Origin of the sequence: Lysinibacillus sp. FSL L8-0312 (assembly GCF_038003285.1) — a bacterium.
Lineage (GTDB): Bacteria > Bacillota > Bacilli > Bacillales_A > Planococcaceae > Lysinibacillus > Lysinibacillus fusiformis_D.
This window is the reverse complement of record NZ_JBBOOV010000001.1, coordinates 4,104,751-4,131,206: the sequence shown is the minus strand read 5'-3', so window position 1 is coordinate 4,131,206 and position 26,456 is coordinate 4,104,751. Positions and strand designations below refer to the sequence as shown.

General features: G+C 36.7%; 28 protein-coding genes. 15 read left to right on the top strand and 13 right to left on the bottom strand.

The genetic code is table 11. From position 1 onward, the window contains the following. Positions 1-11: 11 nt before the first annotated feature. Genes MHI22_RS20590 through MHI22_RS20580 form a run of 3 tightly spaced genes read right to left on the bottom strand, consistent with a single transcriptional unit; the run spans position 12 to position 3,371 of the window. On the bottom strand, positions 12-998 hold the full coding sequence (locus tag MHI22_RS20590) for an extracellular solute-binding protein (RefSeq protein ID WP_340812620.1): 987 nt from the start codon (positions 996-998) through the stop codon (positions 12-14). Then, positions 995-2,626, bottom strand: coding sequence for an ABC transporter permease (locus tag MHI22_RS20585; protein ID WP_089931909.1), 1,632 nt, complete (start codon positions 2,624-2,626; stop codon positions 995-997). The genes MHI22_RS20590 and MHI22_RS20585 overlap by 4 nt, the downstream gene beginning before the upstream one ends. Next, positions 2,619-3,371, bottom strand: a complete 753-nt coding sequence (locus MHI22_RS20580; protein ID WP_058843433.1) for an ABC transporter ATP-binding protein — start codon at positions 3,369-3,371, stop codon at positions 2,619-2,621. Before MHI22_RS20580 ends, MHI22_RS20585 begins: the two co-directional genes overlap by 8 nt. A 151-nt stretch (positions 3,372-3,522) precedes the next feature. Here MHI22_RS20580 and MHI22_RS20575 point away from each other — a divergent pair, with 151 nt between their 5' ends. Beyond that, a complete protein-coding gene (locus tag MHI22_RS20575) occupies positions 3,523-4,284 on the top strand; it encodes a DeoR/GlpR family DNA-binding transcription regulator (RefSeq protein ID WP_089932154.1) in 762 nt (253 codons plus the stop codon). Positions 4,285-4,332: 48 nt separating this feature from the next. Here MHI22_RS20575 and MHI22_RS20570 read toward each other — a convergent pair whose 3' ends face one another. Beyond that, positions 4,333-5,103 (bottom strand): Cof-type HAD-IIB family hydrolase, encoded by a 771-nt coding sequence (locus MHI22_RS20570; protein ID WP_089932152.1) that lies wholly within the window; start codon positions 5,101-5,103, stop codon positions 4,333-4,335. A 435-nt stretch (positions 5,104-5,538) separates the two neighbouring features. Between MHI22_RS20570 and MHI22_RS20565 the strand changes: the two genes are divergently transcribed. From MHI22_RS20565 to MHI22_RS20550, 4 genes are all read left to right on the top strand, one after another. Beyond that, on the top strand, positions 5,539-5,748 hold the full coding sequence (locus MHI22_RS20565; RefSeq protein ID WP_012293082.1) for a DNA-dependent RNA polymerase subunit epsilon: 210 nt from the start codon (positions 5,539-5,541) through the stop codon (positions 5,746-5,748). A gap of 5 nt (positions 5,749-5,753) precedes the next feature. Continuing rightward, positions 5,754-7,421, top strand: a complete 1,668-nt coding sequence (gene rnjA, locus MHI22_RS20560; protein ID WP_036125500.1) for a ribonuclease J1 — start codon at positions 5,754-5,756, stop codon at positions 7,419-7,421. A gap of 118 nt (positions 7,422-7,539) precedes the next feature. Next, positions 7,540-7,719 carry a hypothetical protein gene (locus MHI22_RS20555; RefSeq protein ID WP_340812619.1) on the top strand — a complete coding sequence of 60 codons (180 nt, stop codon included), beginning with the start codon at positions 7,540-7,542 and terminating at the stop codon, positions 7,717-7,719. Next, a complete protein-coding gene (locus MHI22_RS20550) occupies positions 7,719-8,495 on the top strand; it encodes a serine/threonine-protein kinase (protein WP_340812618.1) in 777 nt (258 codons plus the stop codon). Before MHI22_RS20555 ends, MHI22_RS20550 begins: the two co-directional genes overlap by 1 nt. Before the next feature lie 48 nt (positions 8,496-8,543). Here MHI22_RS20550 and MHI22_RS20545 read toward each other — a convergent pair whose 3' ends face one another. Next, positions 8,544-9,377, bottom strand: a complete 834-nt coding sequence (locus tag MHI22_RS20545; RefSeq protein ID WP_340812617.1) for a TetR/AcrR family transcriptional regulator — start codon at positions 9,375-9,377, stop codon at positions 8,544-8,546. A 99-nt stretch (positions 9,378-9,476) separates the two neighbouring features. Here MHI22_RS20545 and MHI22_RS20540 point away from each other — a divergent pair, with 99 nt between their 5' ends. Next, on the top strand, positions 9,477-12,566 hold the full coding sequence (locus MHI22_RS20540; RefSeq protein WP_330493436.1) for an efflux RND transporter permease subunit: 3,090 nt from the start codon (positions 9,477-9,479) through the stop codon (positions 12,564-12,566). Positions 12,567-12,627: 61 nt separating this feature from the next. On the opposite strand, the gene MHI22_RS20535 is transcribed toward MHI22_RS20540, so the two are convergent. Further along, complete coding sequence (locus MHI22_RS20535; RefSeq protein WP_340812616.1) at positions 12,628-14,196, bottom strand: glycoside hydrolase family 10 protein; 1,569 nt, start codon at positions 14,194-14,196, stop codon at positions 12,628-12,630. Between the two features lie 591 nt (positions 14,197-14,787). Here MHI22_RS20535 and MHI22_RS20530 point away from each other — a divergent pair. From MHI22_RS20530 to MHI22_RS20515, 4 genes are all read left to right on the top strand, one after another. Next, a complete protein-coding gene (locus tag MHI22_RS20530) occupies positions 14,788-16,011 on the top strand; it encodes an MFS transporter (protein ID WP_036125512.1) in 1,224 nt (407 codons plus the stop codon). Positions 16,012-16,086: 75 nt separating this feature from the next. Next, positions 16,087-16,290: a hypothetical protein gene (locus MHI22_RS20525; RefSeq protein WP_036125515.1), complete on the top strand. Its 204-nt coding sequence runs from the start codon at positions 16,087-16,089 to the stop codon at positions 16,288-16,290. Between the two features lie 112 nt (positions 16,291-16,402). Further along, a complete protein-coding gene (locus MHI22_RS20520) occupies positions 16,403-16,627 on the top strand; it encodes a GNAT family N-acetyltransferase (RefSeq protein WP_330493435.1) in 225 nt (74 codons plus the stop codon). Continuing rightward, a complete protein-coding gene (locus MHI22_RS20515) occupies positions 16,627-16,749 on the top strand; it encodes a GNAT family N-acetyltransferase (RefSeq protein WP_312019010.1) in 123 nt (40 codons plus the stop codon). Before MHI22_RS20520 ends, MHI22_RS20515 begins: the two co-directional genes overlap by 1 nt. A 229-nt stretch (positions 16,750-16,978) precedes the next feature. Here the strand turns inward: MHI22_RS20515 and MHI22_RS20510 are convergent, their stop codons facing one another. The 7 genes from MHI22_RS20510 to MHI22_RS20480 form a co-directional block, all read right to left on the bottom strand. Next, on the bottom strand, positions 16,979-17,959 hold the full coding sequence (locus tag MHI22_RS20510) for a S66 family peptidase (RefSeq protein WP_330493434.1): 981 nt from the start codon (positions 17,957-17,959) through the stop codon (positions 16,979-16,981). A gap of 24 nt (positions 17,960-17,983) precedes the next feature. Then, positions 17,984-18,478, bottom strand: a complete 495-nt coding sequence (locus tag MHI22_RS20505; RefSeq protein WP_058843512.1) for a GNAT family N-acetyltransferase — start codon at positions 18,476-18,478, stop codon at positions 17,984-17,986. A gap of 162 nt (positions 18,479-18,640) precedes the next feature. After that, complete coding sequence (locus MHI22_RS20500) at positions 18,641-19,144, bottom strand: GNAT family N-acetyltransferase (protein ID WP_257982871.1); 504 nt, start codon at positions 19,142-19,144, stop codon at positions 18,641-18,643. A gap of 131 nt (positions 19,145-19,275) precedes the next feature. Continuing rightward, positions 19,276-19,755: a hypothetical protein gene (locus MHI22_RS20495; protein WP_089931904.1), complete on the bottom strand. Its 480-nt coding sequence runs from the start codon at positions 19,753-19,755 to the stop codon at positions 19,276-19,278. Between the two features lie 6 nt (positions 19,756-19,761). Next, positions 19,762-20,424 (bottom strand): potassium channel family protein, encoded by a 663-nt coding sequence (locus tag MHI22_RS20490; protein ID WP_004224679.1) that lies wholly within the window; start codon positions 20,422-20,424, stop codon positions 19,762-19,764. A gap of 141 nt (positions 20,425-20,565) precedes the next feature. Beyond that, the gene (locus MHI22_RS20485; protein WP_036125531.1) at positions 20,566-21,021 is read right to left on the bottom strand and encodes a TlpA family protein disulfide reductase; all 456 of its coding nucleotides are present in this window, start codon (positions 21,019-21,021) and stop codon (positions 20,566-20,568) included. Positions 21,022-21,169: 148 nt separating this feature from the next. Continuing rightward, entirely contained in the window at positions 21,170-21,712 is a 543-nt protein-coding gene (locus tag MHI22_RS20480) for a peroxiredoxin (protein ID WP_004224676.1), read from the bottom strand. A gap of 406 nt (positions 21,713-22,118) precedes the next feature. Here MHI22_RS20480 and MHI22_RS20475 point away from each other — a divergent pair, with 406 nt between their 5' ends. Genes MHI22_RS20475 through MHI22_RS20455 form a run of 5 tightly spaced genes read left to right on the top strand, consistent with a single transcriptional unit; the run spans position 22,119 to position 26,448 of the window. Further along, positions 22,119-22,661 (top strand): helix-turn-helix domain-containing protein, encoded by a 543-nt coding sequence (locus tag MHI22_RS20475; RefSeq protein WP_036125534.1) that lies wholly within the window; start codon positions 22,119-22,121, stop codon positions 22,659-22,661. Between the two features lie 17 nt (positions 22,662-22,678). Continuing rightward, positions 22,679-23,785, top strand: a complete 1,107-nt coding sequence (locus MHI22_RS20470) for an ABC transporter ATP-binding protein (protein ID WP_036125536.1) — start codon at positions 22,679-22,681, stop codon at positions 23,783-23,785. After that, a complete protein-coding gene (locus tag MHI22_RS20465) occupies positions 23,775-24,584 on the top strand; it encodes an ABC transporter permease (protein ID WP_058843427.1) in 810 nt (269 codons plus the stop codon). The genes MHI22_RS20470 and MHI22_RS20465 overlap by 11 nt, the downstream gene beginning before the upstream one ends. Next, positions 24,581-25,378 (top strand): ABC transporter permease, encoded by a 798-nt coding sequence (locus MHI22_RS20460; RefSeq protein WP_036125540.1) that lies wholly within the window; start codon positions 24,581-24,583, stop codon positions 25,376-25,378. The genes MHI22_RS20465 and MHI22_RS20460 overlap by 4 nt, the downstream gene beginning before the upstream one ends. Further along, positions 25,375-26,448: an ABC transporter substrate-binding protein gene (locus MHI22_RS20455; protein ID WP_101966414.1), complete on the top strand. Its 1,074-nt coding sequence runs from the start codon at positions 25,375-25,377 to the stop codon at positions 26,446-26,448. The genes MHI22_RS20460 and MHI22_RS20455 overlap by 4 nt, the downstream gene beginning before the upstream one ends. Positions 26,449-26,456 lie beyond the last annotated feature (8 nt).

Genomic DNA, 26,456 nt, shown 5'->3' with positions numbered 1-26,456 from the left:
GCTATAACTCCTTATCGCTGCGCTTCTTTAAAGAAGGCTTGATGTTTTTCTAATAAATCAACCGTTAATGTTGTATCCCATTTTTTTAAATAAGTTGGAACATACTCATCCTTTACCTGTTCCCCTTCATATAGAGCTACAGGATACTGCTCCAATAAACCACTGCGAGCCTCCGTTGCGATCACCTTTGCCATTTCTTTAGCTAAAGCTTCATCACCTTCTTTATCCACAACAGCCACAGATTCCGTTAAAGTGAAGTTTCCTTCTGTCGGGTCAATATATTCAATCGGCAATCCTTCGTTTTTAGCATCAATCGCTTGAATACGTAAACCAAAGCCTGCAGCAACCTCACCAGTTTTCACCTTTTTGATAGGGCCAGAACCTGAGCTTTCAATATGTGGGCCAGCATTTTTAATTAAATCGGCTAACACCTTTTGTCCTTCATCGTCACCATATTCATTTATAATGGCTTGTACTAAAAGCCAGCCTGTTGAGGAATCCATAATATTTGGGAAGGATACTAATTCCTTGTAAGCAGGGTCTGTCAAATCCTTAATCGATTTCGGTACTGCTAGCCCTTTTTGTTGCAATACCTCTGTATTAATAAAGATGGAGCCAACATTGCCTAAAATCGGCAGTGCATATGTAACTCCTCCATCAAGTGGCTTTAAGTCCGAAGAAATATCTACAAACATGGCTTTAGAGGTTTGAGCACTTTCTATAAAATAGGAAGCCATCGTGACAACATCTGCTTCAATATCTGTCCCTTCTGCCATCATTTTGCCACCTAACTCAGAAGTACCGAATGATTGGATTAAATACTTACCTTGATAGCCCTTATCATCTAATGTGGATTCCATTACTTCAGTTGCTTCATCATCAGCATTTGAATAAATAATGACTTGCTCTTTGGAATCAGCTGCAGCCCCTCCACACGCAGCTAAAACAACCGCCGCTGCACTAATTGTCCCTAACATCATGCCTGTTGACTTGTTCATTTTGATATCTCCTCCGCTTTTTCTTTATGTGCTGTTATATAATCACAACCTAATTTCACAATGAGGTTTGTACATAAAATGAATATTGATAGTACGAAAATATCGGTGTACTTTGCGAAATGCTGAAGCTCTTTGATGCGTGTTGAGACAAGCATTGTCTTCGTGCTGACAAGGAAAATAACACCACTAACCGTGACCATAGCATTTAAAAAAAAGTAACTAAACATTTGATAAATCGTTGGTCTAATATTCGGCAAAATAATTCGTCTAACGGTTTTTAACCAAGAATCCTTTAATAGCTCAGCTGTCACTTCCCATGTAGGGTCCATCTTTTGTAATGAATTTTTCGCCATTAAATAAGGTGTCGTAAAAAAATGGACAATATTACATGCAACAATGATGAAAAATGTACCTTTTAATGAACTTCCATTAAAGAAAAACAAGTAGGACAATCCAAGCACCATTCCTGGTACTGTATTTGTAATCATGGAGGCTACATCTAAGCTTTTTCTTCCTTTTAACGGTGTTCGAACATTGAGTAGCGCTGACAGGAATGTAATGACCACGCCTAATATAGCTGTTAATACTGCCACGATAAGAGAATTGACATATACCTTTATTAAATCCTTCTCTGCTAGTACATTTTGAACATGCTCTAATGTAAAGCTGAAGTTATATGGATAGCCTTTCGTAAAAGGCACAATAAACATCGTTGCAAAAATGATGAATACGATCGTCACACAGACAATTGAATAAATAGTAAACAACGTGTCACGCAGACGATGCTTTACAAGGTCACTTCGCCCACCTTGTTTATAGTGAAAATTGAAACGCTCTAAAATTGTTAATAGGGCAACACCAAGTACGGCAGGTACTAGCATTAACACTGATATCACTGCGCCACGCTCAAAATGGACAATGGAGCCTAACATCGCTTGATAAAGTTCAGTGGCAATCACTGTGTAATTTCCACCAACAGATGCGGGTATACCAAAGTCTGTGAAACTTAAAATAAACGTTAAAATAAAAGCACCACCAATCGTACCTAACATTGGACGGAATACGGTATGATAAAAGCGACGAAGTGAATGATCATGCATTAAAATGGACACCAGTAAAAATCGTTTGTCGATATATTGCATGGAGTTTTGCATTAAAATAAAAGCGACTGGCAATGTATATAAAACGTAACCAAGCACCAAACCGTTGTACCCATAAATTGTAAAAAGGGGTTGCCCCACTAATTTCGTTAGAATTCCTTGATTACCAAATGTATAAATCAGCACAAAACCATAGGTGATGGTTGGCAGAAGCATGGGCAAAGTAATGCCTATTTGCACAAGCTTTTTCGCATGGCGATGCATCGTTGTAAAATGAACAGCATAGGCCAATAAAAAAGCTAAAATGGTTGTGATCACTGAGGCTACAAAAGAAACTTTAAAGCTATTGATAAAGGCTTCTCGAATTTCGATATTTTGTAAAGCATCTATATAATTTTGAATGGTCACCACATTTCCTATTTTGAAAGACTGCCAAAACATATAAAGTAATGGCACAATTAAAAAGAATAGGAAAAAAATAAGAATCGGTAGAAAAATCAATTTCATCATTTTATTCGTTTTAAGCATATGTTTCTCCAAACAATTGATAGATGTTATGTCGCTTAATATGAAGCTGCCTTAAAATAAAGTCCTCAATAAATTGATTTTTTGGTGCTGTTACTATTTCATGAGGCGTACCAAATTGAGCAACTGTTCCCTCATTAATAATCATGACTTTATCAGATAATGTGAGGGCTTCTTCTGGATCATGTGTCACGATAATGGTTGTCAATTTAAATTCACGGGCAATAGATTTAATACGCTCCTTGATGGATTCCTTAATGACGCCATCTAATGCACTTAGTGGCTCATCTAACAATAGTATTTTAGGCTGCATCACAAGTGTCCTCGCAATGGAAACTCGTTGTTTTTGCCCACCAGATAATTCGTGAATCTTTTTCTGCAGATGAGGTGTTAGCTCTAAAAAATCGATATATTCTTGTATCTCCTCTTTGGACATTTGCACGTTCTTATTTTTCAAACCATAAACGATATTGTCGTATGCATTTAAATGAGGAAATAACGCAAAATCCTGAAACACAATATTAAAACCTCTTTCTTGCATCGACTGCTTGGATATATCTTGTCCATTGTAGACAAGCTGTCCAGCCGTTTGATCTACAAGCCCTAAGATGATATTGAGCAAGGTAGTTTTACCACAACCACTTGGCCCTAGTAACGAAATGATTTCACCTGATTCGATGGTTACATTGATATCTACTAAAACTTTCTTATTTTTATAGCTTTTTGCGATATTTTTTAGCTCTAACAAATTGGTCACCTCTCTCAGTTCTTAGCTTTAGTATAGTGACCATTTGTAAAGGAAAATGCATTTTTGTGTAAATGTTGAGTAAATTCTGACTAAGTGTTGACAAAGTTATGATTATTTTGAGTAAATATCTAGTAGAGGTGATAACATGTATATGATAGAAAGACAACATCAAATTTTGCAGTATGTAAGACAACATAAGGTTGTTAAGTTAGTAACACTCACAAAAGAATTTAATGTTTCGATGGAAACAATTCGCCGCGATGTCCAACAGCTGATGCATGATAAGAAAATTGAAAAGTTTTATGGGGGTATTAAATATATTGAGCCTGTTGAGGGAATAATCGATCAAAGACTTCATGAGCAGTTAGCAGAGAAAATCGCCATTGCCAAAGCTTGTGCCTCACTCGTGGAAAATGGGGAGTGTATTTTTGTCGATAGTGGAACCACTACCTATCAAATGACCCCCTTTTTATTGAACAAGGAAAAATTAACAGTAGTAACAAACTCACTACCTATAGCATTTGATCTAATCGGCTCTAATATTGAGGTTATACTAATCGGTGGTAAAGTTCGTCATTCCGAAAAATCAGTGACATCGAATGAGTTTTTATTCCGCTTTGAACATTTGAATATCAATAAAGCGTTTATATGTGCTAGTGGCGTTTCCATTGAAAAAGGTATTTCTGATTTTAGTTTGGATGAGGCAATTACTAGAAAACAAATTATCTCTATCTCCCAAACAGTTTACGTTGCTACAGATTCCTCCAAATTTAATAAGGATGTAGCGATTCAAGTTTGTCCTTTGACTGACATAGATGTCATTATCACAGACAATGCACTTTCTAAAAAGACGATTCAGCATTTTTCCGATAAAAGCATTCAAATAAAAGTCGTCAACATTGAGGAAAACTAGTCATAATAAAAAAACAACTAGTTGAAATTTTTCCAACTAGTTGTTTTTTTATATAATTGCTAGCTTGCGCATGATTTTTGCAAGACCATCCTCATCTACATGGTCGGCAATATGATGTGCCACCGCCTTCACTCGCTCATGACCATTCCCCATGGCAACACTTGTCCCAACAGCTTGCAGCATTTCAATATCGTTTATACCATCTCCAAAAGCAAAAGCATCTTGTAAAGTGATGCCCATTCTTTCTAGCACCTTTTCGATACCAGCAGCCTTTGAGCCACCTTTTGGTAAAATATCACAAGAATAGCGATGCCATCGTATGAATTGAACATTTGGGAATGTCTCACAATATAAAGATTCATCTTTTTCTTCCATAAAAATAAGTGTTTGATATACATTGTTCTGCATATAATAAGAAGAGTCTAATGCTGGATATGGATATTTCAGTGTATCTAAGCTCTCAGCTACCATATGATGATCGTTAATAGAGGCAATCATACGTTTATCATCTAAAAATACTACTGGTTCATTACGAGCCTCACCAAAGGCAATGATTTTTGCTAGTTCTTCCTTTTCAATGCCATTTGTATAGACAACTTCACCCTTGTATACAACATATTGTCCATTGAAAGTAACATACGTATCAATTTCTAATTCTTCTAGTAGTGACTCAATCATAAACGGAGCTCGTCCTGTTGCAATTGCCAGTTCATAGCCATTTCGACGTGCTGCCAAAAGCGCCTCTTTTGCAGATGCAGGTAATTTTTTTTCACTGTTATAAAGCGTACCATCTACATCAAAAAACAAAATTTTGTTCATTTTATTAACCATTTCCATAAATAGCATCCTTTCAAGGTAAATGACTTTACATAGACAATAATTTTTATTATAATGATCCTAAGGAGTGATGTGCCATGCTGAAGAAACTAAAACGGAAATTGTTGAAGCAACTTCGTGGCGTACTCGGAAAAAAATCAATTGCCTAACATTTGCCCTTCATTATTTGAAGGGCTTTTCTTTATTTTAGAGGAACTGCGTGATAATATAAAGGAAATGCATTTATTTGGCTATACGCAACCACTGTCTCACTACTTCCTATATAAATTTAAAACATAGTGCACAGCTGAAGCTTTGAGATACAAGAATTACAAACGTACATTTCTTTATGAAGGAAATTCGTTGTTTTCTTGTAGCACGTGTGTGGTAGTAGTCAAAGGTGCAAGAAAATTGTACGCAATTAAAGGAGAGCAAACTATGATTTACAAAGTTTATTATCAAGAAAATGCAAATGAGATTCCAGTTCGCGAAAACACTAAAAGTCTATACCTTGAAGCTGCTTCAGAACGCGAAGTACGTCAAAAGCTAAAAGACCGTAACTACAACATCGAGTTCGTTCAACTGCTTGAAGGTAACTATTTAGAGTACGAACAAGCAAGCCCGAACTTCGTCTTGGAGGAAATTTAACAAACATGAAGTTTGTTAAAAATGACCAAGCAGCTGTTTTCGCGCTCGGCGGACTGGGCGAAATCGGCAAAAACACTTACGGCGTTCAATTTCAAGATGAAATCATTTTAATTGACGCTGGCATTAAATTTCCAGAAGATGATTTACTCGGCATTGACTATGTTATTCCTGATTATACGTACTTAGTACGTAATGTCGACAAAATTAAAGGACTGTTTATTACACATGGACACGAGGACCATATCGGTGGTATTCCCTACCTTTTACGTCAAGTAAATGTCCCTGTCTATGGTGGTAAGCTTGCACTTGGCTTATTACGTAATAAATTAGAAGAACATGGCTTGCTACGTACAACAAAGCTAATCGAAATTAAAGAAGAGGATGTTATTAAATTTAGAAAAACATCTGTGAGCTTCTTTAGAACAACACACAGTATCCCTGATGCATATGGTGTTGTTGTGAAAACACCACCTGGTAATATCGTTCACACAGGTGACTTTAAATTTGATTTTACACCAGTGGGTGAGCCAGCCAACTTAACGAAGATGGCTGAAATTGGACGTGATGGCGTGCTTTGCTTACTATCAGATAGTACCAACGCTGAAAAGCCTAATTTCACAATGTCAGAGCGTACAGTTGGAAAGAGTATCGATGAGATTTTCCGTAAAGTGGATAGTCGTATTATTTTTGCTACATTTGCGTCAAATATTCACCGATTACAGCAAGCCACAGATGCTGCCATAAAATACGGAAGAAAAATTGCTGTCTTTGGTCGCTCCATGGACAATGCTATTACCATTGGTCGTGAGCTTGGCTATATTACCGCTCCAAAGGATACATTTATCGATGCTCAAAGTATCAACCGACTTCCTGCAAACGAAGTGATGATTTTATGTACAGGCTCTCAAGGTGAACCAATGGCAGCCCTATCACGCATTGCCAATGGTACGCACCGTCAGATTCAAATACAACCTGGCGATACGGTTATCTTTTCTTCTTCCCCAGTACCAGGTAATACTGTGAGTGTTAATAAAATTATCAATTTATTGTTCCGCGCAGGTGCAGAAGTCATTCATGGCGCATTAAACAATATCCATACATCTGGTCACGGCTCACAAGAAGAACAAAAACTGATGCTTCGTTTAATGAAGCCTAAATTCTTTATGCCTATCCATGGTGAATTCCGTATGTTAAAAATGCATACACATCTAGCAGAAGATTGCGATGTTCCACTCGACAATACATTTGTGATGGAAAACGGTGATGTGTTGGCATTAAGTGCCAATGAAGCGCATGTTGCCGGTCGTATCCCTTCTGGAGATGTTTATATTGATGGTAATGGTATTGGCGACATCGGCAATATCGTATTACGTGATCGTCGCATCCTTTCTGAAGAAGGTCTGGTCATTGTAGTAGTTAGTGTAGATATGGAAAACCAAAAAATCGTTTCAGGTCCTGACATCATTTCACGTGGCTTTGTCTATATGCGTGAATCAGGTACGATGATTAACGAGGCACAGAAAATGCTAAATCGTCATCTGAATGCAACGATTCAAGGCAAAACACCTCAATGGACAGAATTGAAAAATGAAATAACTGATGTTTTAGGGCCGTATCTATTCGAAAAGACAAAACGTCGACCAATGATTCTACCGATTATTATGGAGGTTTAACCTCTTGTGAAGAAGCTATGTAAAGTTTACATAGCTTCTTTTTTATTTTTGAAATATTGAAACCTCCTTTTTTATTTTTACGTATATAGTTATAACAACATCTAAAGGAGCGTTTTTTATGCTAGATAAAATTCTTCATTCCTTGTTCAATGGTAAATCCAAACGTCGTTATTCTTCATCGAGTAGCCGTCGCAAGTATTCTAAACGACATAATTATTATGGTCATAAGCATTATAAATTTGGCTCTCGTAAAAGCTCACGTAGTCTTTTCAGCTCAATGAGTTTCTTTAGCAGTTAATGTGGTGGAAGCGACTATCCGAAAAAGGCTTCGATCAGGCTGTAGCACATTACATTGGCAAACATCCCAACTTCTCTTTTAAAAAATTGCTTGGCTATGGTGCATATGGTCGTGCATATTTGATTGAGGATTGTTCATCAAAGCTATTTGTCTTAAAATGCTTGCGTCCCAAACACCGTCACCACAAGAAAACCATCCAAAAATTTAAACAAGAAATACACATACTCCAACAAGTTTCACTGCCCTATGTTCCTACCATCCATTCAACAGGAACGATTCAAGAAAGTCCATTTTTTATTATGGACTATGTCAATGGGCAAACTTTTGAACAACTGATTTTTGAGGATGGTGCCAAGTTTACAGTTGTTCAATCACTTGCCATTACAAAGCAACTTTTAGAACAAATTATTGAATTACACAATCATGGTATTGTTCATCGCGATTTACGTATTCCTAATATATTGCTAGTCCATCAACAATTGCATATTATTGACTTTGGTCTCGCTACCACTTATCAGAAGCACATCGACCTCTCTGCTATTGAAAATCCTAAACGAGCAGAAAATCATATTAGCGATTTATATTTTGTCGGTCATTTTTTATTATTTTTACTGTACTCAAACTACAAGCCAAGCAAACGAAAAGAGCAAGCCTGGCAGCAAGAATTGAAATTACCGATTGAAGTCAAAGATTTTCTTGAACGGCTATTATGGATTCAAGACCCTTTTAATAGTGCGTTAGAGGCTTGGCAATCTGTCCCCTCACTCACCCACTAAAAAATAGAATTGTTCACCTACATAACGTGAACAATTCTATCCAGTAGTTTAAATATTAAAGTATTTTGCGCTTACATAAGCAATCCAATGATAGGCTGTGTCTTGACGTAGATTTTCTACTAGCCCTTTAATGATGGCTTTACTGTAAGTAGGATTTTCTATTTCTTGTCTCAATAGCATAAGGGATTCTTTTACAATAGGATCCTCAGTAGGATCAATATTTTGCTCCAATAATTGTAGTAAAGCATCTTTTGAAACATCTTGTTCACAAGGTTTTGCAATAAATGGCACAAGATCTGCTGTAATAAAAGGAATGGTTGTATGGTGTGCAATAATATCTGTCTTCTCTGCTAAAGATTTTGCCAACTGCTCTAAATCTAGTGGCATATCTGAAAAAATAAAAAGCTCAGCATAACTCTTCATAAATCCTTTTATACAATACATCACATCATATTTCGTTTCTTGTAATTTATCCTGATAAAGTTGTTCAAGCATATAGATGATTGATTTCGACATTTCTGCTTCATACGCTGTTATTTTATGAAATAGCTCTTTTTTTGTTAGAAAGACCTTTTCGTTAAAGAACACACGAGCAGATGTAGAATGTGCTTTGAATGCTTGAAAGATGCTTTTATAAAATTCAACCAATACGGTTTCTTTACTATAGGTTCCTCTGACTACTTGGTCAATATCTGTAATGAACTGCTGTAAATAGTAATCCACCATTGAAATAACGAGCTCATCTTTTGTTTTGAAGGATAAATAAAATGCACCTTTAGAAATTCCACAGCGTTCTGTAATTTGTTGAACTGACGTAGCTTCAAAACCCTGTTCAGAAAATAGTTCTATCGCTTTCTCCATAATTAATTGCTTTTTTAACATATTTTTAAATCTCTCCTAATGCATTTCGTTGACAAATGACCGATTAGTCATTAGTATAAATAATTGAATTTAGATAGTCAATAAAGGGTAGGTGTGAAGGTGAAAGGTTTAGTTAATTTCGTATTAAAAAACAAATTGGCAGTTTGGTTACTAACAATTATCATCACTGTCTCTGGTATTTATTCCGGTACAAGAATGAAAATGGAATCAATACCCGATATTTCAATCCCATATTTAATTGTCATGGGAGTATATCCTGGCGCAACGCCTGAACAAGTAATGAATGAGCTTTCCATTCCATTTGAAAAATCCATAGAAAGCTTAGAAGATGTGAAAGCTGTTTACTCAACATCCTCTTCCAACGTAGCACAAGTTCAAGTAGAATACGACTACGGAATTGATATGGATGAGAAGAAACGTCAATTAGAAGCAGCTTTAGATAATCTTAAACTACCTGAAGGTGCTCAAGAGCCCACTATTATGGCGATTAGCATGAACATGATGCCAGTAGTTGCTTTATCTGTAAGTAGCTCTAAGGAAGATATTGTAGACTTAACTTCTACAGTAGAAGACGTGTTACTTCCGAAAATCGAAAAAATTGATGGTGTTGCCTCTGCGACCATCACAGGTCAGCACATTGAACAAGTATCATTTAAATATGATGAAGAAAAAATGGCTGCACTTGGTTTAACGGAGGATACAGTTAAACAAATGATTCAGGCAAGTGATATGTCACTGTCACTTGGTTTATATCAGTTTACTGTTGGCGAACAGGCTGTTTCAGTAGATGGTAAAGTACAATCTGTTGATGAGCTAAAAGATTTATTAATTCCAGTTACACCTTCAGCTACAAATCCTTCACCTTTCGTTCGTCTAGGTGATATTGCTAAAATTGAAGTAGAAGGTAAAGTACAATCTGTTTCACGTACAAATGGGCAAGATGCCATCGCCATTCAAATCGTGAAAGGTCAGGATGCGAATACGGTAACAGTTGTTAATGCAGTAAAAGACCTTATTAAAGATGAAGAAAAACGATTAGACGGCTTAAATGTAGATATTTCCCTTGACCAAGGAGCCCCAATTGAAGATTCTGTATTTACAATGATCGAAAAAGCAGTATTTGGTGGCGCTATTGCAGTCTTAATCATTTTACTATTCCTACGCGATTTCAAATCAACTATTATTTCAATTATTTCTATCCCAGTTTCTGTCTTCATGGCATTACTGCTATTAAACTGGATGGATATCACACTCAACATTATGACACTTGGAGCGATTACCGTCGCAATTGGGCGTGTGATCGATGACTCGATCGTAGTTGTTGAAAACATTTATCGACGCATTCACTTAAAACAAGAAAAACTTACGGGTCGTGCCCTAATTCGTGAAGCAACGATTGAAATGTTTAAACCAATTCTTTCGTCTACATTAGTAACGGTAGCGGTATTTGCTCCACTAATTTTCGTAGGTGGTATGGTAGGCGAATTATTCATGCCATTCGCCCTAACAATGACATTTGCACTAGGTGCATCACTATTAGTAGCTATCACCATCGTACCTGCATTATCTCACTTCTTATTCCGTAAAAAATTATACGGTGAGAAAACAGAAAGCCAACATAAAGAAGTTGGGAAACTTGCTACTTGGTACAGAGGTATTTTAGAAAAAACATTAAATCACAAAATTATTACTTCTATCATTGCAATTGTCTTACTTGCTGGTTCTCTTGCATTAACACCACTTATTGGTTTTAGTTTCATGGGATCACAAGAAGAAAAAGTAATGTACTTAACGTATACTCCTTCAACTGGAGAGCTAGCTGATGAAACGGCAGCGAATGTTGAAAAAGTAGAAAAAGAATTAATGAAGCGTAAAGACGTTAATATTTTACAAGTTTCCATAACGGATGCAAATAATGTTGATCCATCAGCAATGATGATGGGTGGAGGCGCTGGTGGTGCCTTAATGTACCTTATCTTTGATCCAGATATGGAAGACTTCCCTAAAGCTCGTGAAGAAGTAGAAGACTATGTATTCAATATCGGTCAATCAGGAGAATGGAAGTCTCAAAACTTCTCTTCTATGTCTATGTCTTCAAACGAAGTCAGCTACACATTATATAGTGATGACTTAGATAAACTTCGAGATGCTGTGAAACAAGTAGAAGGTGTCCTAAAAGAAGTGGATGGCTTAGAAGATATTAAATCTGATAACGAAGATCCATACGTAGAGCATGTACTAAAAGTAGAACAAAAAAATGTCCTACAATATGGTTTAACAACAGCTCAAATCGTGATGGCATTAAATTCGAATACAACAAAAGAAGTATTAACTACCGTTAAAAATGATGGTAAAGATATTGATGTGATCGTTCAACGTGATGCTAAAGCAGCTGCTACTTCCTTAGATGATGTCTTAGCTACTGAAATTAAAACGGCTTTAGGCACAACCATGACAATCGGTGAATTAGTTGATGTCGAGGAAGGTACGACACTTAACTCGTTATCTCGTTCAAAAGGTGAATACTTTGCAACTGTATCTGGTACGATTATCGGAGACGATATTTCAAAAGCCACTTCTGCTGCTGATAAGAAAATTGATAAATTAGATTTACCAAAAGGTGTTACAACTGGTGTTGCAGGTGTTGCTGCCGATATGCAAGAAACATTCACTAAGCTTGGTATTGCTATGTTAGCGGCAATTGCCATTGTTTACTTCATCTTAGTAGTAACATTTGGAGAAGGTTTAGCTCCATTCGCTATTCTATTCTCCCTACCATTCGCCGTAATTGGAGCATTTATTGGTTTATTCGTTACAGGTCAAACTATTTCTGTATCTGTAATGATGGGTCTGTTGATGTTGATTGGTATCGTCGTAACCAATGCCATCGTATTAGTCGACCGTATCATTCATATGGAACATGATGGTCTTGCCATGCGTGAAGCGATCCTCGAAGCAGGGGCAACACGTTTACGTCCAATCCTAATGACAGCCATTGCCACAATCGGGGCAATGATTCCAATGGCACTTGGTTCTGGTGGCAGTGGTTTAATTTCGAAAGACTTAGCTATTACTGTAATTGGTGGTTTACTATCTTCAACACTATTAACATTAGTTGTTGTACCAATTGTCTATGAAATGCTGTCTAAAATGTTAAAGAAAAACCGTAAAGATATTGAAGAAAATTAATAAAAAACAGCTACTCATGCAGTTATATTGCATGAGTAGCTGTTTTTTTATCATAAGCTATTTACTGATTATCTTTCACCACAAAAACTTCCTTGCTTTCCACACCTGCAGCAGATACAGCCGTAATGCCGTATGTGTAGCTTTGCTTAGCAAGAGCTGTCTTGTCCACAAATTCAGTGATGCCATCCATATTATAAACAACATCCACTATATTTTGAGGATCATTATAAGAACCCTCTTTGTTCCCTGCAAAACGATAAATGACATACTTGCGTGGTTGTGTTTCATTTTCGTCTATAATGTCAATTTTGCGACCAGTCGCTCCCTTTGTCACTTGTACAAAAGTCGGCTTATTCGGCCTAGTGTCATCATCCCAAGTTGTACCTGGTGTCAGTGCTGTATAATTATATAGTTGTTGATTAACAATCGTTGCATAGCCCAGTTTATTGTTTTGAATACTTTTTAAGGAGAAGTGCATTTGCCCTTTGGCTACTACCTTTTCCGAACGATTCGCTAGTATTTGACTTGGTAATTCCATTTTGTTTTTCCATGCTGCATCACTGTCATTGCCAACCTTGTAATCAGCAAGTCCAATGTATAGATGAACAGGGTGTGTTTTTGCATATGTTTGTACCTCATGGCTCCACCAATCTAGCAATGTCCCATATTTCGCAACAGCTAATGTTCTTGACCAATAAATTTGTGGTGTAATGTAATCAATCGTGCCATTTTGAATCCATGTTCTGACGTCTGCATATAAATCATCGTAATTATTGACACCAGCTCGCGTATCGCTTCCTGTTTTGTCCAGTGATTTATTGCGCCATACGCCAAATGGAGAAATACCAAATTGAACATATGGTTTTGTATCTTTAATGGCTGTGTATAGATTTTCTACAAGTTGGTTGACATTATCTCGTCGCCAATCTTCCACCTTTTTAAAGGAACCACCATATTTTTTAAAAGCTGCTTGATCTGGAAAGACTTCATTTGCAATTTTATATGGATAAAAATAATCATCCATATGGACTGCATCAATATCGTAATTGGCTACTAGCTCTCTTACTGTTTCCACTAAATAGTCTTGTACTTCTGGTAAACCAGGATTTAAATAATATTGTTTGCCATATTTGACAACCCAGTTTGGATGGGTTCTTGCCACATTATCGGCAGCAAGGTCTGTTAGTTTTTGTCCAGACATTGTTACACGATAAGGATTCATCCAGGCATGCAGCTCCATCCCTCGTTTATGTGCTTCCTCTACCATAATTGCAAGAGGATCGTAACCAGGATTTGTACCTTGCTTTTTCCCTGTTATGTAGGATGACCATGGCGCTAGCTCAGACGCATACATTGCATCATTTGTTGGCCTTACTTGATAAATAACTGTATTCAATTTGCTGGCTTTTAATTGATCCAATGTTTGGCGTGTCCAAGCTGTATACTGCTCCTTAGTCATACCCGCTTTCATATCAATATTAAGAACCGTTGAAATCCAGACAGCCCGCATTTCCCTTTTCGGCTGTGTCGTGCTTGCCATCGCTGTCTTTTCAGGAATTGTCGATAGGCATAACACAAAAATCATCGCGACAAAAGTGATAAGTTTCCATTTACTATTATTCTTTCTCATATTTCCTCCATTTGCTATTTTTCTATTTTAGTATATGATAGGTTCTCGCTAAATGCACGTCTCCAAAGATACTTCACTGGATGAATGAAATAATACGGTCATAAGTATTTCCGTCTATTTAAGAAGAAGCAGCTTAAAATCTATAAATTAATAGCACTATTAAATGATACTTTTTGTTGTCATTCATTTTATCAAATACTTTAGTTGATTCTAAAATCTGTATAATCAAAACAAAAAAACAGCCAAGAGAGCGGTGAAATGCTTTTCTCGGCAATTTGTTATTTTACTATCATTTCCCTTGTTATTAGCTCTGGTCCTAAAATGTTAAGGTGTTTGATTCGTTCTTTACGCGTAGATAAACTTTATGCTACAATCAACACAACTTATATAGAACGGAGGTATTCCTAATGACAGCTTCAATCAGACTACGATTTCACATTATTAACTAAATATGTGTACACTTTGCCTGCTGTGCAAGGGAAATGGGATTAGTCTAGTCTGTTTTAGGAATACAGGAAGAGAGGGGACTGCAACACCCCCTCTTTTTTGTTGTCTTTCAACTTTCCACACAGGCACTACTGTTAGAAAGGGATGACGAATTTGGATCATTGGAAACGCAATACGATACTTTTTTTAAGCAGTCAAACCATTTCACTTTTTGGCTCTGCTCTAGTGCAATATGCCATTACATGGTATATCACACTTACAACGCAATCAGGCATCATGATGACCATTGCGATTATTTGCGGTTTTGTACCGACCTTCTTCTTAGCACCAATTGCTGGTGTTTGGGCAGATCGCTACAATCGTAAATGGCTTATTATTTTGGCAGATGGCATGATTGCCTTATCCACGTTAATTTTAGCTATTTTATTTTTAACTGGCTATGATGAGCTCTGGCTATTATTTGTTATATCAGCGGTACGTGCAGTTGGTGCAGGTATTCAAACACCTGCTGTAGGCGCTATTTTACCTCAATTTGTGCCTGAAGAGCATTTAATGAAGGTTAATGGGATAAACAGCAGTATTCAAGCTTTTATCATGATTCTTGCACCCATGGCAAGTGGGGCATTATTAACGATGGCTTCAATCGAATCCATTTTCTTTATTGATGTGACGACAGCTGCTATTGCCATCACCATCTTCTTATTATTTCTGCATATTCCTGCACATGCCAAAGCGAATCAGCCACAGACAACAAGCTATTTTAGTGATATGAAACAAGGCTTCATCTACATTAAAGAGCATGCTTTCTTAAAACAATTATTCTTGTTCTTTGCCTTTTTCATGTTGCTCGCTGCACCTGCTGCCTTTTTAACACCTTTGCAAGTTACACGTAGCTTTGGCGATGATGTATGGCGTTTGACTGCCATCGAAATGGCCTTTGCCATTGGTATGTTAATCGGTGGTATTGCCATCGCGACATGGGGTGGCTTTAAAAATAAAGTGCATACCATGACATTATCTGCTTTATTATTTGGTCTTTGTACAATGGCTCTTGGAATTATTCCTGTTTTTTGGCTGTATCTCGTGATAATGGCTGTTACAGGAATAGCTATGCCAATCTTTAATACACCCGCAACGGTGTTATTACAAGAAAAAGTAGAAAGTGATTATATGGGGCGAGTATTTGGTATTCTTAGCATGATTTCTACCTCTATGATGCCTTTAGGTATGCTTATTTTTGGTCCAATAGCTGATATAATTGCTATCGAATGGCTACTAATAGGGACAGGAATATTACTTTTCATTCAAGGATTTTTCTTACTTGGAAGTAAAGTCTTGTTAGCTGCTGGTAAGCCAACAAACGATTAGTCCACATATCACCTAAAACTAATATGTTTAAACTCTAGTAAAAAAGTGAAAGCTTATAGTAAGAGGTGATAATGAATGACTGAAAAAAAACAAGCGAAAACTCGTTATACAAACAACCCTGATGTACTGGATACAGATAAAAAAAGCATTTTCGATCAACACGAGGATATGAAAACAGTCGATCCAATACCTGTTGAAGAACTGAATGAAAAAGTGAAAGACGAACAACATAAATCCAACACAAAGGATTCCTCAGCTACTGCTAAACGTTATCCATAAAGTGAAGCTAGTAGGATTTTTCACCAGACAGCTCTTAAGGATATTAAGATAAAAAATCGACCCAATGTATTAAGAAATTGGGTCGACTTTTTCAATTTAAAGAGGGAAATAAATGAAACATGCAATACCTATTTTGAAAACGGAAAGGCTACTTTTAAGACCTATTGCTCCACTAGATTTAGAGGCGATGTATGATTACACTTCTCGCGAAAATGTGGCACGCTATGTGACGTGGCAGGCCCATACAAGTTTAGAGGATACTAAAGCTTTTTTAAAACGAATATTAAATGGCTATCAGCAAGGTAATCTCCTACTTTTGGGCATCGAAGTACACTAATTGGTACAATCGATTTTGTTACGATTAGCAACACACATCAATATGCAGAAATTGGTTATGTACTTTCGGAGGATTATTGGAATAAAGGATTCACTACAGAAGCAACAAAAAAAACTGATTGACTTTGGCTTTAAGGAAATAAATTTAGTACGTATTCAAGCGCGATGTTTTGAAGAAAATATAGCCTCTTAAAAGGTTATGGAGAAATCAGGCATGCAATTTGAAGGAATTTTACGCAAAAGTATGTTTGTTAAAGGAAAATACCAAAATGTGAAAATGTACGTCATCACTGATGATGATTATAGAAATCTTTAGCAAACAAAGCCTTGCTCCATATGCAAGACTTTATCATTACAACCATTTTTCTACACAATATATCTTTTTAGCTGTTGCATCTAGCTTTACTCGTTTCCCTATCGCTATTGGATGCATAGGATGTGTATGGCAAATATCCACCTCTGCTAATAGAGGTATCTCTATTCCATCCAACTGTTCAAGTAGAATATCATAGGGTTGTCTGCCCGTTCCTAAATCATCATAGCATTCATGTTTGCCCAAAATAATGCCCCTTACTTTATTAAAGACACCATGCAATTTCAGCATAGCAAAATTCTTTTCAACAATAGCAGCATTTTTTAAGCAGTCCTCCACTAATAAAATGTCACCTTCCAAAATTTCAGGGAAATAAGGCGTGCCAATAAAACCGTACATTGCATTTACATTGCCGCCAATTAACCTACCTTCTACAACCCCTTCCTGAATTGTTAACCATTCATTTTTCTTGAGCTTTTTATCGACCGTCTTCTCGAGCCAGTTAACAGGTTCATCTGACCAGTAAGAGGGCATTGGCATTTCATAAGGTAGTGCTTGCGGTTTAAAGAAATAATCCTCAAAAAACTTGAAGGTGTCATTTACTAATGGTTCAAACTCGCCAAAAGAAGGGACAAACGCTGGACCATAAAAAGTTGCTATACCTGTCTTTGCATAAAGAGCAAGTAAAATGGCTGTTGCATCCGAATAACCTACGACTATTTTGGGCTGTTGACGAAACGCCTCATAATCAATGTAGGGCAGCATACTATTGGCATTTGTCCCTCCGATTGTAGACATAATGATATCCACATCTGGATTGCGTAGTAATTCATTTAATTCTTCCGCACGTTCCTTTGGTGAACCAGAGCGATAATAATCTGATTTGCCAGTAAGAGAACCTGTTACGATTTGAAGGTTTTTCTCTTCTAGAAACAATTTGGCACGTTCATAACGTTTCAACGCCGTCACCGTTGCTGGTGAGGATGGTGAATAAATGCCGATATTGATCTGTGTCGTCATACGTACATTCCTCTCCCTATCAAATTATAATAGCTTTGACATATAATATTCATTGATATATTGACCATCTACATATAAGGAATTTCGCTTTATTCCCTCTATGTCAAATCCCATTTTCTTATATAAAGCAATTCCAGCCTCATTATTTTCCATAACGGTTAACTCTAAACGATGGATACCATTAACTTTTGCCCAATCCTCTACATGATTAAATAATGCCGTCCCTATTTTCCTTCCTCGATAGTCACTATGTATGCCTATTACAAGATAAGCACGGTGAGCAATTCTAGATGGTTCATTGCCCTGTAAAATTAAATAAGCAACAATCTTTTGTTCCATTTCCGCCACGAATAAAGCTGAATGGTGACTATGATATAGCTTTTCAATATAGCTTCCAAATTGCTCGGGCTCTAATTTTCGCTCACCTGGGCCAAATAGCATAAGATTGGATGCCTCTGCATTTGTCATAACAGCTATAATCTGTGTACTATCCTTGCGTGTTGCTTCTCGTATTAGCATGTAAAGTTCCTCTCTCTTTAAAATTTAGTAATCTGCATTATTCGTTCTTAATGATGGCATGCTGAGTAAAATATATTTTGATTCGTTCATTTGATGCAAAATATAGTCAGCGATAAATGAAGGGATTTGCCGCGAAAATCCACCTGCTGATTGTGCAATAATTTATCTTGACTCTTTATGGTTTTTCTTTATTTCGTACAGGGCTTGTTCATGACCAAATCTTTCTAACACCTGTACTTTGTGCATCCCTAACTTTTCGAGTAAGTGACAAGATGCCTTATTAGCAGTTTGTGTTTCTGCCACAATCGATGATATATCTAAATAATTCAGGCCCTCCTCCATCACCGCTGTAAGGACTTCAAAAGCTAGCCCCTTTCCCCAATACTGTGGTAAAAATTGATAGGAAAGCTCATATAACTCTTTATCATGGTATTCATCGATAGAAACAAGACCAATAAATTCACCTGTCGTCTTTAATGATATATATAAATATGTATTAGGAAATGGTGCTGCTAGCATGCCTTTAAAGGATGCCTCTATATAGCTGTCCTGTGGTACACCTCCAAGATAGGTTCTAACTTGTTCATTGGAGTAAAGCATATGTATAGCTTTGTAATGTTCTGGTTGTAATGGCTCTATCACACAGTTACTTGTTATAAACTGCATTTTTCTACCTCCTTCTTTATGCAAAGTGTAATTCAACCATCAGACAGAAATCAAACATTTTTTCCAAATATTACTTTCCACTTTTATAAAAAAAGTAGTGACCAGCCCTTATTGCTGAATCACTACTTGCGTTATTGTCCGAATTGTTCGAGTAACCGTTGTGTATTGGTTGATTGTTCGAGGGCTTTTTTCTCATTGGCCCAATAAACCAAATATTGTGTATCGCCAACGGTGAAGACCATTTGTTGCAATTCTTCATCAAGCTCAGAACGAATGGCTACCTCTAAAATTTCCACCTCATAAAGAGGCTTTTCTTTCATTTTATAAACAATATGATAAGCTGGCTCTTCTTCAAAAATTGTTCTTTCCTTTTTAGAAAGATCTCTTACATGACTTAATGGATGTTTCTCTATAAAGTCTTTTGCTTCATCTCCTGTAGCTTGCAATAAAGATTGGTCCCCTTGCAATAATTCAATTGCATCGATTTCTGTGGCATGATCTAAAATTAAGGAGATTGCCTCATCTTCATTTTTTTCTCGATATTGCATGATAAAAGCACCAATTAGTAAAACAGCGGCAAAAATAACAAGTCTCCATCTTCGTTTAGTCATTTGCCATTACCCATTCAATGCCTTTTTAACAAAGCGATTTATATCAACGTCAGCACCTATCACAAGCATAATATCTCCTAGTAAAATCTTATCACTTGCTTGTGGAGACACGATAATATCAGCTCCACGCTTGATTCCTACAATGTTAATGCCATATTTTGCTCGAATATCTAAATCCATAATGGAGTATCCTGCAATCGCGTCATTTGCCTTTAACTCCATAATTGAATGTTCATCCGAAAGCTCTAAATAATCTAGCACTGTATTAGATAACATATTATTAGCAATACGAATCCCCATATCTCGCTCAGGATGGACGACAAAATCTGCACCAATTTTACGTAAAACTTTTTCATGATAGTCATTTTGAGCCTTTACTGTAATTTGCTCAACACCAATTTCCTTTAAAATAATCGTTGTTAATATACTCGCCTGAATATCTTCACCAATTGCTACAATAACATGCTCAAAATTACGGATACCTAATGAATTCAGTACCGATTCATCAGTTGAATCTGCAATGACAGCCTGGGTAGCAATGGAGGCAAATTCATCTACACGCTCTGAAGAATGGTCAATTGCCATCACCTGTGCACCCTGACTCATTAATTCACGAACAATACTTCCTCCAAAACGTCCAAGCCCTATGACCGCAAACTCTTTTTTCATCATAAAAAATCCCTCCGAAAACTACTATACCATCATTGTAGCTTATTCTTTATCATATGTATTGTTAAAACAAGAGTCTATTCGTCAATGTTGGATAACAAAAAAGACGAGGATCTTGATCCCCGTCTAAACTTCTTTTTATTATTCAGCGTTACGCATCTCATCTAGCACGCGATTGACACGCTTTTCTAGCATTTTCATGCCACTTCCTCCAGCTTGCATATGACGCAGCTGACCATCTTTATCAAACACAAAATATGCTGGTACATATTGGTTTTCAAAAGCATCTGTTAGTTTCATTTCACTATCTACAAAGATTGGTTGCACAATATCATGTTCTGCTGCTACTGCTTTGATTGTATCTAAATCAGTGTCTGCCTCAGAACGCGGCATATGTACTGCTACAACATTTAATTCATCTTTAAATTGATCACGGAAATTGTTGACGTCCGGCATTGCTTCTTTACATAAATGACAGCTTACTGACCAAAAGTGGATTAATGTTGGTTTCTCGCCTACTAATTCAGCTTTTGTTACTTCCCCATTTAACCAAGTCGTTGCACCTACTAGCTCAGGCATTTGTTCACGAAGTTTCATAAAAATCCTCCTCTAATATATAGGTTGTTTTCAACTAGTTCGATAACAATTGAAAACCCTTCTCAAAAACAAAAATTCAGTTAAAAGTCCCCACAAACTTGTCGTGGGGACTCTTAATTTGTTCCATAATGACTCGACTCTATTTAGATTATAGAGTTGCTTGACCTGGACGCCAGTTTGCTGGGCAAAGACCACCAGTTTGAAGTGCTTGAAGTACACGTAACGTTTCATCAACATCACGGCCGATGTTGTTATCGAATACTGTTTGGTATTTTAATTCGCCTTCTGGGTTGATGATGAATAGACCACGTAATGCGATACCTTCTTCTTCAATTAAAACACCATATTCTTTCGAAACTTGGTGGTTTGTATCTGCAGCTAATGGGTATTTTAATTCACCAAGACCATTTTGAGTGCGGTCTGTGTTAATCCATGCTAAGTGAGTGTGGATTGTGTCTGTAGAAACACCGATTACTTCTGCATCTAAGTCTTCGAACTCGTCATAACGATCACTCATCGCAGTGATTTCAGTTGGACATACAAATGTGAAATCCATTGGATAGAAGAAAAGAACTGTCCATTTGTCTTGTGCTTTAATATCTTCTAATGATACTTTACCAAATGATTTGTCTGAAAGTACTGCTTCCATTGTAAAGTCAGGTGCTTGTTTACCTACCATGCGTTCTGCCATAATAAATCCCTCCGAATAAATATGTAGTTTATATATTCCATTCGCACAAGCGAACTCATCTTCTACGATAGCAGAGTAACCGCAGTTTTTCAAACAAGTAAACTCCGCTCGTTTGTACGTTTGAAGTGGCATGACAAGAAATCGTCAAATCCACAAATGAAATGACTGCTACAGCCTATTTATTCACTATTTTTAACAAAAATATTCTACCCTATACAAAATTTTTCTCCATTTTCTTTATGCCTGTTTTTTTAACATTTTATAGCTATTTTTTTCACGAAAAATGATTGCAAAAAAAAAATTATTATGTATAATTGTAATGGTTTTAGTAAACTAAAAGTTTCGTTAAAGTAAACTTCGTATTTCAAAAGTTTATGATTGCTAAACTTCTTCTAGGAGGGAAAAGATGCAAATAGGAGCAAAAATTAAAGCGCTTCGTTTAAAAAAAGGTCTTACCCAAGAGGAACTTGGAGAACGTACAGATTTAAGTAAAGGTTATATCTCCCAATTAGAACGTGATTTAAACTCACCTTCTATTGAAACATTATTTTCTATTTTGGAAGTGTTAGGTTCAACACCTAAAGATTTTTTTGATGATGACTCACCTGAACAAAAGGTTGTCTATACAGAAGAAGACCAATCTATCTATACAGATGAAGAAAAAAATTATGAAATTCAATGGCTAATCCCTACATCTAACGAAAAAGAGATGGAACCCATTTTCTTAACCTTTGCTGCTGATGGCGAATTCAAGCAATTTGAGCCGTCGCTCTCAGAAACATTTATTTATGTTGTCAAAGGACGTATTCGTCTTGTTTTAGGGAATGAACAGTATATTGCAAGTGAGGGCAATGCTCTTTATTTTGACGCGACAGATCATCATCAAATTTTCAATGCACATGCAGATGAAACTAAAATTTTACTCGTTGCAACAGATTCTTATTTATAGCTTAAGGAGGCGCATCAATGACAACGAATTCCATTATCCGCTTTGAAAATGTTTCAAAGTCTTATAGTGACGGTACCGTCGTCTTAAAGAATATCAACTTGGAGCTTGAAAAAGGTAAATTTTATACACTCCTTGGTCCATCTGGTTGTGGAAAAACAACCATTTTACGAATTATTGCTGGTTTCACAGAACCAACGACTGGAGATATATTTTTCCACGATAAAAAAATTAATGCAGTACCTGCAAATGAACGTCAGGTCAATACTGTTTTTCAAGATTATGCGCTATTTCCTCATTTAAATGTTTTCGAAAATGTCGCATTTGGACTACGCATTAAAAAGCTGCCTGAAAATGAAATAAAGGAACGTGTGGCTGAGGCATTAAAATTTGTCAATTTGGCAGGCTACAGCAACCGTGAAATCTCTGAAATGTCTGGTGGGCAGCGTCAGCGTGTGGCGATTGCGCGTGCCATTGTTAATGACCCTGAAGTCATTTTACTGGATGAGCCACTTTCCGCATTAGACTTAAAGCTACGTACTGAAATGCAGTATGAATTGCGTGAATTACAGCAACGTCTTGGCAAAACCTTTGTCTTTGTTACACATGATCAAGAAGAAGCACTTGCTATGAGTGATGAGATTTTTGTTTTAAGTGAAGGACAAATTCAACAATCAGGTACGCCAGTGGATATTTATGATGAACCGATTAACCGCTTCGTGGCTGACTTTATTGGTGAATCTAATATTGTACCAGGTGTGATGATTGAAGATTTCAAAGTTGAATTTGCTGGCAAAATTTTTGAATGTGTCGACCAAGGGATGAAACCAAATGAAAAAATTGATATTGTTATTCGACCAGAAGATTTAGAAATGACAACTATCGATAAAGGGAAACTTGTGGTGAAAGTGGATACACAATTATTCCGAGGCGTACATTATGAATTATCGACGTACGATAAGGATGGCAATGAATGGCTAGTCCATTCATTGAAAAAAGCAGAAGTAGGGACAGAAATTGGCTTAGGCTTTGATCCTGAGGCTATTCACGTAATGCGCTTAAATGAAACTGAGGAAGAGTTCGATAAACGATTAGAATCGTATGGAGACGATGAAGATGCAAACTAAGACATCGAAATCAGCGTTATTTCCATATGTGTTATGGATTGCCTTTTTCGTTATCGCGCCGATTGCCCTCGTTGTTTATTATTCCCTACTTGATTTACATGGCAATTTCACGCTCGATAACTATAAAGCGTTCTTTACTTCTGTTTACTTAAAGATGACATTGAGCTCGTTTTGGTATGCCTTTTTAATTACATTCTTTACTTTATTAATTTCATACCCAACTGCTTATTTCTTAACGAAGACAAAGCATAAACAGCTTTGGCTTCTGCTCATCATTATTCCTTCTTGGATTAATCTATTGTTAAAAACATATGCCTTTATCGGCATTTTTGGATTGTATGGACCAATTAATGCATTTATTGAAGTATTTGGCTTCGATCCTAAGCAAATGCTCTTTACGGATATTAGCTTTGTCTTTGTATCGGTCTATATTTTTATTCCGTTTATGATTTTACCGATCTTCAACTCCTTAGATCGATTAAACCCAACACTTATTTATGCAGCACGCGATTTAGGTGCCTCTGCTTTTACAACTTTTCGCCGTGTCGTTTTACCATTAACAATGGATGGCGTTAAATCTGGAATTCAAGTTGTCTTTATTCCAGCGCTATCCCTGTTTATGATTACACGCTTAATTGCCGGAAATCGCGTCATCACCCTTGGTACAGCGATTGAACAGCAATTTCTTGTAACACAAAATTGGGGGATGGGTTCTACTATTGCTGTGTTCTTAATTTTATTCATGGTAATTATTATGCTCATTACGGGACAAAAAGATAAAGGAGGTCGCGTACGATGAACAAACTATCTGCATCAGCTAAAGTCTATTTAACGATTGTTTTTATCGTTCTGTATGCTCCCATCTTCTATTTAATCTTTTACTCGTTCAATAGTGGCGGCTCCATGAATCACTTTGAATCCTTTACTTTAGAGCATTATAAAGCTGTTTTTGAAGATTCACGTCTTCTTGTTATATTAATTAATACTGTAATCGTGGCATTACTTTCTGCTTTGATTTCTACTATTATTGGCACACTAGGTGCAATCGGTATTGTGACTGTCAAGGATTCAAAAATGCGCAATACTTTACTATCCTTAAACAATGTCTTAATCGTCAGCCCAGACGTTATTATTGGTGCTAGCTTCTTAATTTTATTTACAATGGTTGGCATTAAGCTTGGCTTTGCGTCTGTCTTGTTAGCCCATGTCGCATTTAGTGTACCGATTGTTGTTCTAATGGTTTTACCTAAACTACTAGAAATGAATAAATCCTTAATCGATGCAGCATTAGATCTAGGGGCTACGAAAAAGGATATTATGATGCGTGTCATTCTTCCTTATATTCAACCAGGGATTTTTGCGGGCTTCTTCCTTGCCCTTACGTATTCTTTAGATGATTTTGCCGTGACATTTTTCGTAACGGGTAATGGCTTCAGCACATTATCTGTAGAAATCTACTCCATGGCCCGTGCAGGTATTTCTTTAACGGTTAATGCTATTTCTGGTTTGGTATTCTTTGTTACGGTGTTAGTCGTTGTTGGTTATTATTTCATTACAAGTCGTACGAGTAAAAGAATGGAGGGACAACGATGAAGTCATTAATTCAAGCTACCATCGCCATCCTTGTTGTTTCAGCCCTTTTATTCTATGCGGCTGACGCCTTAAGTGTAGGCGGCGGTAAAAGTGGAAAAGACACGTTAACAATCTTTAACTGGGGAGAATATATTGATCCTGACTTGTTGAAACAATTTGAAAAAGAAACAGGCATTCATGTCATCTACGAGACATTTGATTCCAATGAAGCGATGATGACCAAAATTCAACAAGGTGGAACAGCATATGATATTGCCGTTCCATCTGAATATATGATAGAAAAAATGAAGGAAGAAAATTTATTGATTCCTTTAGATAAAACAAAAATCCCTAATTTTAAAAATATCGATCCTTACTTTTTAGATTTACCATTCGATGATGACAATAAATATTCGGTCCCTTATTTCTGGGGAACAGTAGGCATTGTCTACAATCCAAGCCTTGTGGGAGATTTAGATTTCTCTTCTTGGGATGATTTATGGGATCCATCCTTAAAACGAAAAGTCTTTTTAGTGGATGGTGCTCGTGAAGTCATTGGAATGGGCTTAAACAGTCTCGGATATTCCTTGAATTCACTAGATAATCAGGAACTACGTAAGGCTACTGATAAATTAATCACACTTGCACCAAATGTAAAAGCCATCATTGGAGATGAAATTACACCATTAATGATCAACAATGAGGCCACTGTAGCCCTTACTTGGTCTGGGCAAGCAGCAGATATGATGTATGAAAATGAGGAGCTAGACTTTGCTGTACCTGAGGAAGGCTCGAATTTATGGTTCGATAATATGGTCATCCCTAAAACATCGAAAAATATCGACGGTGCCCATGCCTTTATCAATTTCATGCTAAGTGCTGAATCGGGTGCACAAAATGCCGATTATGTAGGCTACTCTACGCCTAATATAGCTGCTATGGACTTAATGGATGAAGAAGTTGTTTCTGATGAACGCTACTATCCTTCTGAAGAACAACGCGATACATTAGAAGTTTATAAAAATTTAGGACCAGACTATTTAGGGAAATATAATGAATTGTTTTTAGAATTTAAAATGAGTATTCGTTAAAGCATATA

Coding starts and splice junctions, on each gene's coding strand:
- MHI22_RS20590 (WP_340812620.1), bottom strand. CDS start 998: ATGAACAAGTCAACAGGCATGATGTTAGGGACAATTAGTGCAGCGGCG.
- MHI22_RS20585 (WP_089931909.1), bottom strand. CDS start 2,626: ATGCTTAAAACGAATAAAATGATGAAATTGATTTTTCTACCGATTCTT.
- MHI22_RS20575 (WP_089932154.1), top strand. CDS start 3,523: ATGATAGAAAGACAACATCAAATTTTGCAGTATGTAAGACAACATAAG.
- MHI22_RS20570 (WP_089932152.1), bottom strand. CDS start 5,103: ATGAACAAAATTTTGTTTTTTGATGTAGATGGTACGCTTTATAACAGT.
- MHI22_RS20565 (WP_012293082.1), top strand. CDS start 5,539: ATGATTTACAAAGTTTATTATCAAGAAAATGCAAATGAGATTCCAGTT.
- rnjA (WP_036125500.1), top strand. CDS start 5,754: ATGAAGTTTGTTAAAAATGACCAAGCAGCTGTTTTCGCGCTCGGCGGA.
- MHI22_RS20555 (WP_340812619.1), top strand. CDS start 7,540: ATGCTAGATAAAATTCTTCATTCCTTGTTCAATGGTAAATCCAAACGT.
- MHI22_RS20550 (WP_340812618.1), top strand. CDS start 7,719: ATGTGGTGGAAGCGACTATCCGAAAAAGGCTTCGATCAGGCTGTAGCA.
- MHI22_RS20545 (WP_340812617.1), bottom strand. CDS start 9,377: ATGTTAAAAAAGCAATTAATTATGGAGAAAGCGATAGAACTATTTTCT.
- MHI22_RS20535 (WP_340812616.1), bottom strand. CDS start 14,196: ATGAGAAAGAATAATAGTAAATGGAAACTTATCACTTTTGTCGCGATG.
- MHI22_RS20530 (WP_036125512.1), top strand. CDS start 14,788: ATGACGAATTTGGATCATTGGAAACGCAATACGATACTTTTTTTAAGC.
- MHI22_RS20525 (WP_036125515.1), top strand. CDS start 16,087: ATGACTGAAAAAAAACAAGCGAAAACTCGTTATACAAACAACCCTGAT.
- MHI22_RS20520 (WP_330493435.1), top strand. CDS start 16,403: ATGAAACATGCAATACCTATTTTGAAAACGGAAAGGCTACTTTTAAGA.
- MHI22_RS20510 (WP_330493434.1), bottom strand. CDS start 17,959: ATGACGACACAGATCAATATCGGCATTTATTCACCATCCTCACCAGCA.
- MHI22_RS20505 (WP_058843512.1), bottom strand. CDS start 18,478: ATGCTAATACGAGAAGCAACACGCAAGGATAGTACACAGATTATAGCT.
- MHI22_RS20500 (WP_257982871.1), bottom strand. CDS start 19,144: ATGCAGTTTATAACAAGTAACTGTGTGATAGAGCCATTACAACCAGAA.
- MHI22_RS20495 (WP_089931904.1), bottom strand. CDS start 19,755: ATGACTAAACGAAGATGGAGACTTGTTATTTTTGCCGCTGTTTTACTA.
- MHI22_RS20490 (WP_004224679.1), bottom strand. CDS start 20,424: ATGAAAAAAGAGTTTGCGGTCATAGGGCTTGGACGTTTTGGAGGAAGT.
- MHI22_RS20485 (WP_036125531.1), bottom strand. CDS start 21,021: ATGAAACTTCGTGAACAAATGCCTGAGCTAGTAGGTGCAACGACTTGG.
- MHI22_RS20480 (WP_004224676.1), bottom strand. CDS start 21,712: ATGGCAGAACGCATGGTAGGTAAACAAGCACCTGACTTTACAATGGAA.
- MHI22_RS20475 (WP_036125534.1), top strand. CDS start 22,119: ATGCAAATAGGAGCAAAAATTAAAGCGCTTCGTTTAAAAAAAGGTCTT.
- MHI22_RS20470 (WP_036125536.1), top strand. CDS start 22,679: ATGACAACGAATTCCATTATCCGCTTTGAAAATGTTTCAAAGTCTTAT.
- MHI22_RS20465 (WP_058843427.1), top strand. CDS start 23,775: ATGCAAACTAAGACATCGAAATCAGCGTTATTTCCATATGTGTTATGG.
- MHI22_RS20460 (WP_036125540.1), top strand. CDS start 24,581: ATGAACAAACTATCTGCATCAGCTAAAGTCTATTTAACGATTGTTTTT.
- MHI22_RS20455 (WP_101966414.1), top strand. CDS start 25,375: ATGAAGTCATTAATTCAAGCTACCATCGCCATCCTTGTTGTTTCAGCC.